Annotated in this window: 10 protein-coding genes; all 10 read left to right on the forward strand. The window is 55.8% G+C overall.

The window, feature by feature from the left end:
- Positions 1-162 precede the first annotated feature (162 nt).
- The 10 genes from pilM (at position 163) to ACT3T6_RS03150 (ending at position 15,026) form a co-directional block, all read left to right on the forward strand.
- Positions 163-1,224 carry a type IV pilus assembly protein PilM gene (pilM, locus tag ACT3T6_RS03105; protein ID WP_193055326.1) on the forward strand — a complete coding sequence of 354 codons (1,062 nt, stop codon included), beginning with the start codon at positions 163-165 and terminating at the stop codon, positions 1,222-1,224.
- Positions 1,221-1,793, forward strand: coding sequence for a PilN domain-containing protein (locus tag ACT3T6_RS03110; RefSeq protein WP_193055327.1), 573 nt, complete (start codon positions 1,221-1,223; stop codon positions 1,791-1,793). Before pilM ends, ACT3T6_RS03110 begins: the two co-directional genes overlap by 4 nt.
- The gene (locus ACT3T6_RS03115) at positions 1,790-2,512 is read left to right on the forward strand and encodes a type 4a pilus biogenesis protein PilO (protein WP_193055328.1); all 723 of its coding nucleotides are present in this window, start codon (positions 1,790-1,792) and stop codon (positions 2,510-2,512) included. The genes ACT3T6_RS03110 and ACT3T6_RS03115 overlap by 4 nt, the downstream gene beginning before the upstream one ends.
- Complete coding sequence (locus tag ACT3T6_RS03120; protein WP_287078461.1) at positions 2,509-3,039, forward strand: pilus assembly protein PilP; 531 nt, start codon at positions 2,509-2,511, stop codon at positions 3,037-3,039. Before ACT3T6_RS03115 ends, ACT3T6_RS03120 begins: the two co-directional genes overlap by 4 nt.
- 60 nt (positions 3,040-3,099) lie before the next feature.
- On the forward strand, positions 3,100-5,139 hold the full coding sequence (pilQ, locus tag ACT3T6_RS03125) for a type IV pilus secretin PilQ (protein WP_193055329.1): 2,040 nt from the start codon (positions 3,100-3,102) through the stop codon (positions 5,137-5,139).
- On the forward strand, positions 5,139-5,705 hold the full coding sequence (aroK, locus tag ACT3T6_RS03130; RefSeq protein WP_192526567.1) for a shikimate kinase AroK: 567 nt from the start codon (positions 5,139-5,141) through the stop codon (positions 5,703-5,705). Before pilQ ends, aroK begins: the two co-directional genes overlap by 1 nt.
- Positions 5,702-6,808 carry a 3-dehydroquinate synthase gene (gene aroB, locus ACT3T6_RS03135; RefSeq protein ID WP_193055330.1) on the forward strand — a complete coding sequence of 369 codons (1,107 nt, stop codon included), beginning with the start codon at positions 5,702-5,704 and terminating at the stop codon, positions 6,806-6,808. Before aroK ends, aroB begins: the two co-directional genes overlap by 4 nt.
- Before the next feature lie 455 nt (positions 6,809-7,263).
- A complete protein-coding gene (gltB, locus tag ACT3T6_RS03140; RefSeq protein ID WP_193055331.1) occupies positions 7,264-11,706 on the forward strand; it encodes a glutamate synthase large subunit in 4,443 nt (1,480 codons plus the stop codon).
- A gap of 33 nt (positions 11,707-11,739) precedes the next feature.
- Positions 11,740-13,158 (forward strand): FAD-dependent oxidoreductase, encoded by a 1,419-nt coding sequence (locus ACT3T6_RS03145; RefSeq protein WP_172118670.1) that lies wholly within the window; start codon positions 11,740-11,742, stop codon positions 13,156-13,158.
- A gap of 212 nt (positions 13,159-13,370) precedes the next feature.
- Positions 13,371-15,026: a CTP synthase gene (locus ACT3T6_RS03150; protein ID WP_193055332.1), complete on the forward strand. Its 1,656-nt coding sequence runs from the start codon at positions 13,371-13,373 to the stop codon at positions 15,024-15,026.
- Position 15,027 lies beyond the last annotated feature (1 nt).

Here is a 15,027-nt window from a genome sequence, read left to right on the forward strand (position 1 = left end):
GATCGGCATCCAAGCGGCCGTATCGCGCAATTGGCTGCCATTATAGGAAGGCGAGGCAGCGGCCACCAGTGTTGATATGCCGTAAATATAACGGCGCGTTACCTGACTAGCGCGTTATGCCACTACTTCTTGGGCATATCAGATGGCAGGAATAAACTCATAATGCGCCTGTTTAAAGCCAGTAAGGGATTGATCGGCATCGATATTACATCGACCGCCATCAAGCTGTTGGAGCTTAAAAAGAGTCACGACACCTACCAAGTGGAAAGCCATGCGGTTTGCTCACTTCGTGACGGTGCAGTGGCTGAACGGCGTATTCAGGACATTAATTACGTCACAGATAGTTTAAAACGTGCCATTGACCACGCCAAGCCCTCTACGCGTAATGCCGTGGTAGCACTTCCTGCCAGCATGGCGATTACTAAAATGCTCACGTTTGCTGCTGAGTTGAACGAGCAGGAAATCGAGGAGCGTTTGATGATCGAATCAGACCGTCATCTGCCTTTTCCGTTCAATGAAGTGGCGTTTGATTTTGCATGCCTGGGTCCCGCTCCCTTGGCTGTGCATTTACAACAAGTAATGTTGGTGGCTTGTCGTCAACAGGATGTTTGGCAACTGACAGAGCCCGTGGTGCGCGCAGGACTGGAACCCGTTGCGGTGGATGTCGAAACCTTTGCGATTGAACGTGCCTTTGCTGCGCTGCGCCCTCAGCTATCAGCGGCGTACGACTCTGCCGCAAGCGTTGCGTTGGTCGATATCGGGGCGCAGACAAGTACGTTTCGCGTTTTTCATAATGCACGCACCGTTTACGTCCGCGAAAACCTGCAGGGCAGCGAACCGTTAACCGCCGCGACTCAAGAGCGATACGCGCTCAGTCGAGAAGATGCCTTATGGGCTCGTCAGCATGGCGGCTTGCCAGATGATTTTCAGGACGTGGTCCTGAAGCCTTTTCTGGGTGCATTCGCACAAAGCATTGCGCGAGCCTTGCAGCTTTATATCGCCACCAGCCGCCAATCGCCTGTGGGTCATATCGTGCTAGCCGGTGATATAAATGCGCTGCCGGGGTTAGCGACCTTTATGGCTGATGCTTGTCAGCTACCGGTGACGCCGCTAAATCCGCTGCAGACGATGCCGGTCAACAAGCGCGTGGATAGGCAGGCGCTTACTCTGAATCTCCCCGGCTTGCTGACCGCAAGCGGCCTTGCGATGCGGGCACCTTTATGAGCATTACGATCAACCTGCTGGCTTGGCGGGAAGAGCGCCGAGAACAGCACACGCGACGCTTTTATACGGTCATACTGTTGTTACTGATCGCTGGTATCGCGCTGGGTAGTGGGGTTTCGCATGTCTATCAGAGGATGCTGGGCGCTCAGGAGCAGCGCAATGTGTATATCGCTGCTCATATAGAGCGTTATACACATGAAATTAGTGAAGCTGAACGCACTGTTCTGCAGGGAGAACAGCTGCGCCAGCAGTTAACCCGCTTCCAGCGCCTGCTTCAACAGCGAACACAGGCGGCTCAGCTGTTTAACAACCTTGCCGCAAGTCTTGGCGAGGGCGTGGTCTTTCAGCACCTTGAACAGCGCCATAATCGGCTAAGCGTATCCGCGGCCGCAGAAGATGAGCGTCAGATAACCGAGCAGTTACGTCGTCTTGCTGAAATGCCGGGGTTTGATATTCCGGTACTCTCCGAAATGGTCAGTGATCCGCAGGGCAGTGGGAGAACCTTCCATTTTGAAGTAACCCTCACCCAGCCGAGCGTTTCTTTGGCCGGTTCTGGAGTATCGCCATGAAATCAGGGGCGCCGCTATACCTGCTGCGATGGGGAAAAGTGTGGCAGCAAGAGTGGCAGCGTTTGCGTGCGCTTGACTGGCAGACGCTTGATCTACGTGATGCAGGCGCATGGCCCTGGTTGTTAAAAGTACTTAGCGGCGGGCTGGTGTTTCTAATGGCGTTAGTGGCGACCTGCGCATGGCTGGTGAGTGAGCATCGTGCGTCGCTGGCACAGGCACAGCAACAAGAGATAAGGCTGTTAAGCGATTACCGCAGCAGTGTTCATGCTGCCGGATTGCTGAACGGTGCGCGTACCCAGCTGGCTGGCCTGGAGGAGCAAATGGCCCGGATGCGTGCCCTGTTAACACCCCAGGCGGCGCTTCCAGCGTTACGGGATAGCATTAGAGACGCTGCTGATGAGAACCAGCTCACCATCGATGATATTTATCTGCGTCCTGTCGTTAGCCAAGTGTCAGAGCATCCTATTGATATTCAGGTAGTAGGCGACTATCACCAGTTGGCGCAGTTTATTACTGATATTAGTCAGTTGGAATACCTTGTCACGCAGCATGACATTACGCTTGCGCCGATTGATCAAGCTGCGAGCAGATTGTCTCTGTCGTTTGTGGCTAAGGCCTATAGCGACGCTGATGCTGTCAGCCAGGATGAAAGCGAAGAGGCTGAAGGCGAAAAGGGTGGCGGCGAAAATAGCTTAAATCGGCGGGAGGAGGATCAGTGAAGTGGCTTGCCCGCGTGATGAGCTGCCTGGTCAGCGTCGTTTTGCTTTCTGGTTGTCATGGGCCTGAGCTTGATCAACTGGATGACACGCTCTCAAGGATTCGCCAAACCCCAGGCACTCCCTCCGCTTCGCGTATTGAGCCACTGGTTGTATATCCCGTAGAGGCGTATGGCTACTCAGACACGCGCAGTCCTTTCCAAGCAGTGCAGTCGCCTTTGCAGATAGCTGACGTAACCCAGGATGCCCCGCTGGTGCCTGACGCACAGCGAACCCCCGAGCCGCTTGAGCGTTTCTCTATTTCGGAGCTTCGCCTGGTGGGCACGCTGGTTATGGGAGAGCGCCATGTCGCGTTGATAGAAACGCCAGATGGGCATGTAACCAGTGCTCGTACGGGAGACCATGCGGGCAGCAATGGCGGGCGTATCACGCATATTGAGGCGCACAAAGTCCGTATTACCGAGCGCATTACTACTCAGCAGGGGTGGCAAGAGCAGCAGGTTCTCCTTTCGCTGACATCGCCGCCATGATCAACCCAGGCAACTCGGTGAGCTTACCGAAAGCCTCTTTTTTTCTTATCGGAGCACGCCATGGCCGTGGTTAGTCGAATCATTATGCTTGTGTGGGTGGTACTGCCTTGGCAGGCAGTGGCGTCGGTGTTAACCGATATTGAGGTGCATCCTGTAAGTGCTGGCGCCGTGGATATTGATCTGCACTTCAGCGGTGGCGTCGCCAACGTTCAGGGTTATCGCCTGGAGGCTCCGCCACGCCTGGCGCTGGACCTGGCCAATACACAAAATGGCTTGGGTCATCGCCACATTGAGGTAGCGCGTGCGGGTGTAGAGCACATTAAGGTATTGGAAGGCAGTGGCCGTACGCGGTTAGTTATCGGCCTGGCCAACTCGTCGAATTACACCTCCCGGGTAATGGGGGATCGGCTACGAATTTCCTTGCGTGAATCGACAACGCTTGAATCGCCAATAGAGGGCTCCCTTGAAGCCCTCCAGGGCCCGCAGATTAGCGCTATTGATTTTGAGCGCGGGGCTGATCAGGCAGGTCGCTTGCTGGTGACGTTTGACCGTGAAGGCGTCGTCGCAAGCGTTCAGGAAAGCGGACATTCGAATGTATCGGGCGGCGAGGTAATTGCCACATTGCCTAACGTAACGCTGCCGGATGCGCTTAGCCAGATTTATGACGTTACCGATTTTGCGACACCGGTGACGCGGATCACCCCTCACGTTGATGCGCAGGAAACGCGTTTGGCACTTACCATCGACGGCCCCTATGCCATGCTCTCTTCACAACATGGCCGTGTGCTGAGTATCGAAGTGCAGCCTGCTGACCAGCAACGCTTGGTCGATCATGAGCTCCTACAAGATAGTTTTAGTGGTGAGCGGATAAGCCTGAACGTCCAGGATATGGAGGTACGTGCGGTGCTGGTAACGCTTGCTGAATTTACGGGGCTTAACCTGATCGCCAGCGAAAATGTGACCGGACGTGTCACGCTGAACCTTAATGAGGTGCCTTGGGATCAAGCGCTTGCCCTGATGTTAAAAAGCCAAGGGCTTGCAAGTCGTGAGCATGGCAACGTTATCCTGGTGGCGCCTGTCGCCGAGCTTGCTGAGCTCGAACGCCAGGAAATGGAGGCTCACCGCTATCATGAAGCGCTGTCACCAACCATTGATGAATTTATCGAGGTTAAGTACGCGCGTGCTGAAGATCTTGCCCAACTACTGCAGGGTGGGGATGGCTTTGGGCTTCTGACCGAGAAAGGGAGGATCAGTGTCGACCCAAGAACCAATGCCTTATTGGTTCAGGACACGGCGGACCAGGTAAGTATTATCAAGCGTACTTTGGAGCGCTTGGATGTGCCGGTGCGTCAGGTGCAAATTGAAGCACGCATCGTTATCGCCCGGGATACCGCCTCTCGAGCGCTAGGCGTTAACTGGGGCGCTTCGACGACGCGAGGTTTTCAGGCGTTAGATAACGGCAATGTTGGCCCGCGCAATATCAACCCCGATGGCTTGAGCCGTGCCCGCAGCGGTTTAGCGGTAGACCTGGGTGCGCCTTCAGGGCCAGGTACAGGATTTAGCTTTGGTTACTTGTCCGGCGACATTTTGCTGGACCTGGAGCTTCGTGCGCTGGAAAGTGAAGGCAAAAGCCAAACCATCTCGCAGCCAAGGGTCATCACGGCCAATCAGCGTACGGCAATTATTCGCCAAGGCGAGGAGCGCGCATTTCAGAGTGTCGATGCGCAGGGAAACCCCGATACTGAATTTAAAGAGGCCGAGCTTTCGTTGGAAGTGACACCGCAGATTACGCCGGATAATCGTATTATCATGGACCTGGTGGTGAAAAATGATAGTTTCAGGGAGTCGGGATTTGGCGGAGAACCGCCCATCGATACCAATCAAATTGAAACGCAGGTGCTGGTCGATAATGGCCAAACGGTTGTATTGGGCGGCATTTTGACCACGGAACAATTAAACCAAATGACCAAAACACCGCTTTTGGGTGATATTCCTTTGCTCGGACACCTGTTTCGCTATACCGAAGAGAGCAATGAAAAGGTAGAGTTGTTAGTCTTTATTACTCCACGACTACTTGACGATGGCTTGGCGGTTCGCTGATGCAGGATTTACCCAACCTTTTTTTGATCGGCCCCATGGGGGCTGGTAAAAGCACAATAGGTCGCTTGTTGGCGGCAGAGCTTACGCGCACATTTTATGATAGCGACCACGCCATACAGGATCGCTGCGGTGCGGATATCCCGTGGATCTTTGATGTAGAGGGTGAGCCCGGTTTTCGCCAGCGTGAGTTGCAGATGATCGATGAGCTGACAAGGCTCTCCTGCGTGGTGATGGCAACAGGCGGCGGCGCCGTGCTGCACCAGGATAATCGCCGGATGCTGCGTGAGCGCGGAACGGTGATTTACTTGATGACCACGGTTGAACAGCAGCTTAAACGCACGGCGAAAGACCGTAATCGCCCGCTTCTTCAGTGCGCAAACCGGGAGCAGGTGCTCAACGATATGTTTGCTGCCCGCGACCCGCTTTATCGCGCCACCTCGGATATTTCAGTGCGCACGGATAGGCGTAGCCCGCGCGCCGTAGTCAATGAGATATTGCGCCGAGTGCGGCGTTTGACCGACCCGCTGGAAAATAGCGCCACGCTTAACTCAAAGGTATCCCAATGACACAGCCCGCCAGTGCTCAGCGTACACTTCATGTTGCGTTGGGTGATCGCAGTTATCCGATCCATATTGGCGCCGGCCTGCTGAGCGACCCAGAGGCGATAACGCCCTATCTGGCTGGTAAGCAGGTGATGGTGGTGACGAATGAAACCATCGCGCCCCTTTATCTGGAGGCGCTGTGCGCCAATCTTCCTGACGATGTGGAGGTGCGTACCGTCGTTCTACCTGACGGGGAGCAGTACAAGAACATTGAGCAGGTTAGCCGCATTTGGGACGCGCTGTTGGAAGCAGGGTTTAACCGCCGCTGTACGCTGATTGCGTTAGGCGGCGGCGTAATTGGTGACATGGCTGGATATGCCGCCGCGTCGTACCAGCGTGGCGTGGCCTTCATTCAGGTGCCCACCACGCTGCTTTCCCAGGTGGACTCTTCTGTCGGAGGGAAAACGGGCGTTAATCACCCGCTTGGCAAAAACATGATTGGTGCCTTCTGGCAGCCGAAAGCAGTACTGATCGACATTGCAACGCTTGCGACACTGCCCGAGCGAGAGCTTTCTGCCGGGCTTGCTGAAGTTATCAAGTATGGCTTTATTCGTGATGAAGCGTTTCTTGGCTGGCTTGAGGCCAATATGGCCGCGCTGCGTCATATTAGCCCCGACGCCATTGTCGAAGCCATCGCACGCAGCTGCCAGATTAAAGCCGACATTGTGGCCGATGACGAAACGGAGCAGGGTGTGCGCGCATTGCTCAATCTTGGTCATACCTTTGGTCACGCGATTGAGGCCCACCAAGGGTATGGCAACTGGCTGCACGGCGAAGCAGTCGGTGCAGGCATGGCCATGGCGGCTGCCCTTTCTCAGCAGTTGGGGCGTATCAGTAGTGCAGATTTAACGCGTATCCAGGCGGTGATTGAAAGCGCTGGTCTTCCTCTTCATGCCCCAGCGGATATGCTAAGTGACGACTTTTTAGCCCGGATGCGTCTGGATAAGAAAAACGTGGATACCAGACTTCGGCTGGTGCTGCTAAACGCTACCGGCGATGCATGTGTTGATGACACGACGCCAGAGGCGTTAGTGCGTGCATTGTTGGATAACTACCCACGGCTGTAACCCGCCTGTAAATGTATTTTGTGCTCACTAAGCCCACCGACAAGGTGGGTTTTTTTATGGCCCGATATTACCAGGCGACGCGCCGAATAATGTTATTAGCATGCCGTATGCACTATCGGCATGGATATATTGGGGGTGTTTAGACTAAAGTTTAACGCTCGGCATCCTTCGTTGAAATAGCGTTATATGGCTTTTTAAGTGTTTGAAGTGTATGCATTTTTCGTTGAAGGGTGGTTTGCAACTATAGGATTTGAAAAGACTTTTCGGGGTTTTGATGTTGGCGGTGATTGCGCTGGCGGGGAGCAAGTCGCTATGCTGAGCGACCATTTTCTTGCGGCAGTGAATCGGGGAAACACCCAGTTATAGGCGGGTAGAGGTTTGTGTGTGAAAAGAAAAACCGTCTATTACATCATAATAACGCTGCTAATAAAACACCTTTGACTAGAGGCACGCCCATGAATAAAGGTCTTCACCAGCCCGGCGAGTTTCGCGATAACTGCGGCTTTGGCCTTATTGCCCATATGGAAGGGCAGGCCAGTCACGATTTGCTGAAAACCGCTATCGAATCACTCACCTGTATGACGCATCGGGGCGGGATTGCCGCTGACGGTAAAACCGGTGATGGCTGTGGGTTGCTGCTTAAAATGCCGACCCGTTTTATGCGCGAAGCCGCACAAGACGCGCTGGCGATTACGCTGGGCGATCAGTTCGCCGTGGGCGTTGTTTTTCTACCCAACGATGATGCCCGTGCCGAGGCTGCGCGCGAGACGTTTGCGCGCGAGCTGAGTGATCGTGGCCTAAATGTCGTCGGCTGGCGCGTTGTGCCCACTGATTCAAGCGTTTGTGGCCCCATGGCGCTTGACTGCCTGCCGCGTATCGAGCAGGTCTTTATCGAGCCTGGTGAGAGCGAGCAGTTCACTGTTGATCTGTTTATGGCGCGCCGTTATACCGAGCAGGCTTTACGGGCCGAAGAAGACTTTTATGTCGCATCGCTCTCCTCTGACGTGGTGTCGTATAAAGGCCTGGTCATGCCGGAAGATCTTCCGGCGTTTTATAAAGACTTAAACGACCCGCGTCTGGAAACCGCTATCTGTGTTTTCCACCAGCGCTTTTCAACCAATACGGCGCCGCGCTGGCCGCTGGCACAGCCGTTTCGACTGTTGGCGCACAACGGTGAAATCAATACGATCGAGGCTAACCGCGGTTGGGCGAACTCACGCAAGGCCAACTTCGTTAACGAGCGACTGCCCGATATCGCACAGCTGGATGAAATCGTTAACACCACGGGTTCCGACTCTTCCAGCATGGACAATATGCTGGAAGTACTTCTGACGGGAGGGATGGAGCTGCACCGTGCGGTGCGCATGATGGTGCCGCCTGCCTGGCAGAACGTTGAAACCATGGATGCTGAGCTGCGCGCCTTCTACGAGTACAACTCCATGCACATGGAGCCGTGGGATGGCCCGGCAGGTGTGGTCATGACTGATGGCCGCCAAGCCGTGTGTATGCTGGACCGTAACGGCTTGCGTCCCGCTCGTTGGGTCATCACCAAAAACGGCTATATCACCCTGGCATCTGAGATTGGTACTTACGGTTACAAGCCTGAGGACGTGGTCGCCAAAGGCCGTGTAGGCCCGGGTCAAATGCTGGCGGTGGATACCCAAACCGGCGAAGTACTGCATACCCAGGATATTGATGATCGCCTGAAGTCTGCCTATCCCTATAAGCGCTGGCTCAAGCAGGAAGCCAACTATCTGGAATCCGCACTCACCGAACTTGCACGCTTTCAGACCATGGGTGCTGATGCGCTGAACGTGCACCAGAAGATGTTCCAGGTGACGTTTGAAGAGCGTGACCAGGTGCTGCGCCCGCTGGCCGAAAGTGGCCAGGAAGCCGTGGGTTCCATGGGTGATGACACCCCCATGGCGGTGCTTTCTAGCCGTCCGCGCCTGTTAACCGACTTCTTCCGCCAGAAGTTTGCTCAGGTAACCAACCCGCCGATTGATCCGCTGCGTGAAGCGATCGTGATGTCGCTGGAAACCTGCTGCGGTGCTGAGCTTAACGTTTTCAAGGCAACGCCTGAGCACGCGCATCGGTTGATCCTGACAACACCGGTACTTTCACCACGTAAATTTACCGCGCTGGTTAGCCAGGACGACCCGGCCTTTGCAAGCCACACGCTGTCAATGGGCTACGACCCGGAACAGCAGAGCTTAAAGCAGGCGCTGAATGCGCTCTGCCAAGAGGCCGAAGCCCAGGTGAAAGCGGGCAAGGTAATCCTGGTACTTACCGATGCGGAGCTACCCAAGGGTATTATTCCTATTCAGGCGCCGCTCGCCGTTGGCGCGGTGCATACGCACTTGGGCCGCCTGGCATTGCGTCCCAATGCCAATATTATCGTTGAGACTGGCTACGCCCGGGATGCCCACCAGATGGCCGTGCTGTTTGGTATCGGTGCGACCGCCGTGTATCCGTGGCTTGCCTATCAGATTATGGCCGATATGCACCGTACGGGTGAGCTTACCGGCAACCCGGCCGACGATCGTGAGAACTATCGCAAAGGCTTGCAAAAAGGCCTGTTCAAGATTCTCTCCAAAATGGGCATCTCGACGTTGGCCTCCTATCGTGGCTCCATGCTGTTTGAAGCCGTAGGCCTTTCTGATGACGTGATGGATACCTGCTTTGCAGGCATGGCATCGCGTATTCAGGGCGCGGGTTTTACCGAGCTGCAAATGCAGCAGGAGCTGTTGGCCAAGGATGCCTGGATTCCCCGTAAAGGTATCTCCCAAGGCGGTATGTTCAAGTATGTGCATGGTCATGAGTACCATGCCTACAACCCTGATGTGGTGAAGTCGCTTCAGACTGCCGTGCAGGAGGGCAGCTACGCTAAGTGGAAGGCGTTTGCTCAGTTGGTTAATGAGCGCCCTGTCGCCACTATTCGTGATTTGCTGACGCTAAAGCCTGCCGCGACGCCGTTGCCGCTTGAAGAGATCGAGCCGGTTGAAGCGCTGCTGCCGCGCTTTGATAGTGCCGGGATGTCGCTGGGAGCGCTCTCTCCTGAAGCGCACGAGGCGCTGGCCCAGGCAATGAACGAGGCGGGCGGGCGCTCCAACTCGGGTGAGGGCGGCGAAGACCCGGCCCGTTACGGGACGATCCGCAGCTCTAAAATCAAGCAGATCGCCTCGGGGCGCTTTGGGGTAACGCCTGCTTACCTGGTCAATGCAGAAGTGCTACAGATTAAAGTCGCCCAGGGCGCGAAGCCGGGCGAAGGTGGCCAGCTACCTGGCGGTAAGGTCAACCAGCTTATTGCGCGTCTGCGCCACGCGGTGCCTGGCGTCACGCTCATTTCACCGCCGCCGCACCACGATATTTACTCGATTGAAGACCTCGCGCAGTTGATCTTTGATCTTAAGCAGATCAATCCGGACGCGCAGGTATCGGTCAAGTTGGTATCTGAGCCGGGGATCGGCACCATCGCCACCGGCGTTGCCAAGGCTTACGCCGACCTGATCACGGTGTCCGGTTACGATGGTGGCACCGCAGCAAGCCCGCTGACCTCTATCAAGCATGCGGGCTCCCCTTGGGAGTTGGGCCTGCCTGAGGTCCACCAGGCGCTGCGTATCAACGGTCTGCGCGACAAGATTCGCCTGCAAACCGACGGCGGCCTTAAAACCGGTCTGGACGTGATCAAAGCGGCCATTCTGGGGGCGGAAAGCTTTGGTTTTGGTACCGCACCGATGGTGGCGCTGGGCTGTAAGTTCCTACGCATTTGCCACTTGAACAACTGCGCTACCGGGGTTGCTACCCAGGACGACTTCCTGCGCGGCGAGCATTTCCGCGGCACGGTGGATATGGTCAAAAACTACTTCCGCTTTATCGCTGAAGAAGTGCGTGAGCTGATGGCCATGTTGGGCGTGCGCCAACTGACCGACCTGATCGGGCGTACTGACCTGCTGGCAGTGCTTGAAGGCAACACGGCAAGCCAGCGCAAGCTCGATCTGATGCCGTTATTGGCCAATGACTTTGTACCCGCCGAAGCGCCTCAGTTCTGTACGGTGAGCCGCAACGTGCCGCACGACCCGGGTGCCAAAAATCAGGAAGTGCTGGAGGCGCTTAAAGAGGCTATTGAGAGCCAGTCGGGCGGTGAGTTCAGCTTTACGATCACCAACTGCGACCGTAGCGTAGGCGCACTTACCTCCGGCGCTATCGCCAAGCGTTATGGGGAAGAGGGCCTGGAAAACGCGCCCGTTACTGCACGCTTTACCGGTGTGGCAGGTCAGAGCTTCGGCGTCTGGAATGCCCGAGGCCTTAACCTGTACCTGGAAGGCGATGCCAACGACTACGTGGGTAAGGGCATGAACGGCGGCAAGATCGTTATCGTGCCACCCAGGGTCAGCCAGTTCGAAAGCTATAAAACCGCGATTATCGGTAACACCTGCCTGTATGGCGCAACCGGCGGCACGTTGATGGCCGCGGGCACCGCAGGCGAGCGTTTTGCAGTGCGTAACTCCGGCGCCACGGCGGTGATTGAGGGCGCTGGCGACCACTGCTGCGAATACATGACCGGCGGCCTGGTGTGCGTGCTGGGTGAGACGGGCGTTAACTTTGGCGCAGGCATGACCGGTGGGTTCGCTTACGTGCTGGATGAAGACCGCACCTTCGTGGACAAGTACAACCACGAGCTGGTCGAAATTCATCGCGTCAGCACCGAAGCCATGGAGGCCTATCGTCGCCACCTTCGCGAGCTGATTAGCACCTACGTCGAGGAGACGGGTTCTAGCCGTGGGGCAGCGATTTTAGAAGACTTTAGCGACTACTTGCGTCACTTCTGGCTGGTGAAGCCAAAAGCGGCGAGCCTGGGTAGCCTGCTGGATCAATCTCGGCGTCAGCCGCAATAAACCGCCTGTGTCTACGCTTCGAGGAGAAATATCATGGCTAACCGTTTAAATAACGATTTCCAGTTTGTTGATGTGGGTCGTCAGGACCCACAGAAAAAAGCCGCCCATACGCGTGCCAAAGAGTTCGCCGAGATTTACGAGCCGTTCAAACCCACGGATGCGGCAAGCCAGGCGCACCGCTGTCTGCACTGCGGCAACCCGTACTGCGAGTGGAAATGCCCGGTTCACAACTATATTCCCAACTGGCTGCAGCTGGTGGTGGAAGGCAACATCATTGAAGCTGCGGAACTGTCGCACAAGACCAACTCGTTGCCGGAAGTGTGTGGCCGCGTCTGCCCGCAAGACCGGCTGTGTGAAGGCGACTGTACGCTTAACGACGGCTTTGGCGCGGTCACCATCGGCTCGGTTGAGAAGTACATTACCGATACCGCGTTTGCCATGGGCTGGCGCCCGGACATGTCCAAGGTCGTGTGGACAGATAAAAAAGTCGCCATTGTAGGCGCAGGCCCTGCCGGGCTTGGTTGCGCTGATATTCTGGCGCGCAACGGCGTTAAACCCGTGGTGTTTGATAAGTACCCGGAAATCGGTGGCCTGCTAACCTTCGGCATTCCTGAGTTCAAGCTTGAAAAGAACGTCATGGAGCGTCGCCGGGCGGTGTTCGAGGAAATGGGCATTGAATTTCGTCTGAACACTGAAATCGGCACGGATATCGAGTTCGACACGCTGCTTCAGGAGTACGACGCGGTTTTCCTGGGCATGGGAACCTATAAGTACATGGAAGGCGGCTTCCCCGGGGAAGACTTGCCCGGCGTATATAAAGCGCTCGATTTTCTGATCGCCAACGTCAACCGCTGCCTTGGGTTTGAAAAAGATCCCAGCGATTACATCTCAATGGAAGGCAAGCGCGTTGTGGTGCTTGGCGGTGGTGACACCGCCATGGATTGTAACCGCACCTCTATTCGTCAGGGCGCTGAGAGCGTTACTTGTGCTTATCGCCGTGATGAAGAGAACATGCCCGGTTCACGCCGTGAGGTGACCAACGCACGTGAAGAGGGCGTCGAGTTTCTGTTCAACCGCCAGCCGGTGGCGGTGGTGGGCGAAGATAAGGTCGAAGGCGTCAAAGTGGTGCGCACTCGCTTGGGCGAGCCTGATGAAAATGGCCGCCGCCGTCCTGAGGTGGTGCCGGGTTCTGAAGAGACTATTGTCGCCGATGCCGTGGTCGTGGCATTTGGTTTTCAGGCAAGCCCTGCGCCCTGGTTTGAAGGTTCGCGGATTGATCTGAATGAGCGTGACCTGGTGAAAGCCCCCGAGCACGGTCAGTACGCTTTCCAAACCAGCAATGAAAAAATCTTTGCCGGTGGCGATATGGTGCGCGGCTCCGACCTGGTCGTGACCGCTATCTATGAAGGGCGCCAAGCGGCAGAAGGCATCATGAACTACCTGGGCGTTTAAGCGATGAGCAGGCCGTGCTGCTACGGCCTGCTCATGGTGTATGGAAGCAGGCTTCAGCCAGCGATTGTTGGAGGCGGTGCTCAAAACAGAAGCTATGGCTTATCCGATATTGACAGTTCAAATTGAGCCTTGGGGCGTAGTCTGCTATTCTGTCGTCCCATCCTGGTGTGGCTTTCTGTTACGCCTTTTGATCACGTTTCGACAGGTTTTCCATGACACGATATATCTTCGTGACCGGCGGCGTTGTGTCCTCTCTTGGCAAGGGCATCGCGTCGGCCTCGCTGGCGGCGATTTTAGAGGCCCGCGGCCTTAAGGTCACCATGCTCAAGCTCGACCCGTACATCAACGTGGACCCGGGCACCATGAGCCCGTTCCAGCACGGCGAGGTGTTCGTCACTGAGGATGGCGCCGAAACCGATCTGGACCTTGGCCACTACGAACGCTTTATTCGTACCAAGATGACCCAGCGTAATAATTTCACCACTGGCCGTGTTTACGAGCACGTGCTGCGCAAAGAGCGCCGTGGTGATTACCTGGGCGGCACGGTGCAGGTAATTCCGCACATCACTGATGAAATCAAGCAGCGCGTTTATGCCGGCGGTGAAGGCTTTGACGTGGCGCTGGTGGAAATTGGTGGCACGGTCGGCGATATCGAATCGCTGCCGTTTTTGGAATCCATCCGTCAGATTCGCAGCGAGCTGGGCGCTAACCGCGCACTGTTTATGCATTTGACCTTGGTGCCCTATATCAAGACAGCCGGTGAGACGAAAACCAAACCGACTCAGCACAGCGTTAAAGAGCTGCGCTCCATCGGTATCCAGCCGGATATTCTGATTTGCCGTAGCGAAGTTGAGCTGGAAGAGAGCGAGCGTCGCAAAATCGCGTCGTTCACCAACGTTGAAGAGCGTGCGGTCGTTCCGCTTCAGGATGCCGATACGATCTATCGCATTCCGTTGATGCTCCACGAGCACGGCCTGGACGATATCGTGTGCGACAAGCTGCGTCTGGAAGCCGAGCCTGCTGATCTTTCCGAGTGGGTAAAAGTGCTGGATGCCAAGCTAAACCCGCTGAAGTCGATCAGCATCGCCATGGTCGGTAAGTACATGGAGCTGCTGGATGCGTACAAGTCGCTTAATGAAGCGCTGATCCACGCTGGTATTCAAGGGCGTATCAAGGTCAACGTCGACTACATCGACGCTGAAGACATCGAGCGCCACGGCACTGAGCGTCTGGCAGGTAAAGATGCGATTCTGGTACCTGGCGGCTTTGGTGAGCGCGGCGTGGAAGGCAAAATTCTGACCGCCCAGTTTGCGCGTGAAAATAACGTGCCTTATCTGGGCATCTGCTTAGGTATGCAGGTAGCGGTGATTGAGTTTGCGCGTAACGTGGCGGGTTGGAAAGATGCCAACTCCACCGAGTTTACCCACGATACTCAGCACCCGGTGGTCGGCCTGATTACTGAATGGCTGAACGCTGAAGGTAAAATCGAGCTGCGTGATGCGGCGTCCGATTTGGGCGGCACCATGCGCCTGGGCGGCCAGGTATGCCACCTGACCTCGGGCAGTAAAGCACGCGAAGCCTACGGCTCTGATGAGATTGTCGAGCGCCACCGTCACCGCTTTGAGGTCAATAACCAGTTTATTGATGAGCTGGAAAAAACCGGCCTGGTGATTTCGGGTAAAAGTGTCGATCAGTCGCTGGTCGAAATGGTTGAGCTTGCGGATCACCCTTGGTACGTGGCGTGTCAGTTCCATCCGGAGTTTACCTCCACCCCGCGTGACGGGCATCCGCTCTTCTCGGGTTTTGTGAACGCAGCGCTTGAGTACAAAACAGCGCGGACCAGAACTCACACGACACCTCAGGAATAAG

It is taken from the genome of Halomonas sp. 72 (genome assembly GCF_052379785.1).
In the GTDB taxonomy this organism is placed as follows: domain Bacteria; phylum Pseudomonadota; class Gammaproteobacteria; order Pseudomonadales; family Halomonadaceae; genus Vreelandella; species Vreelandella citrativorans.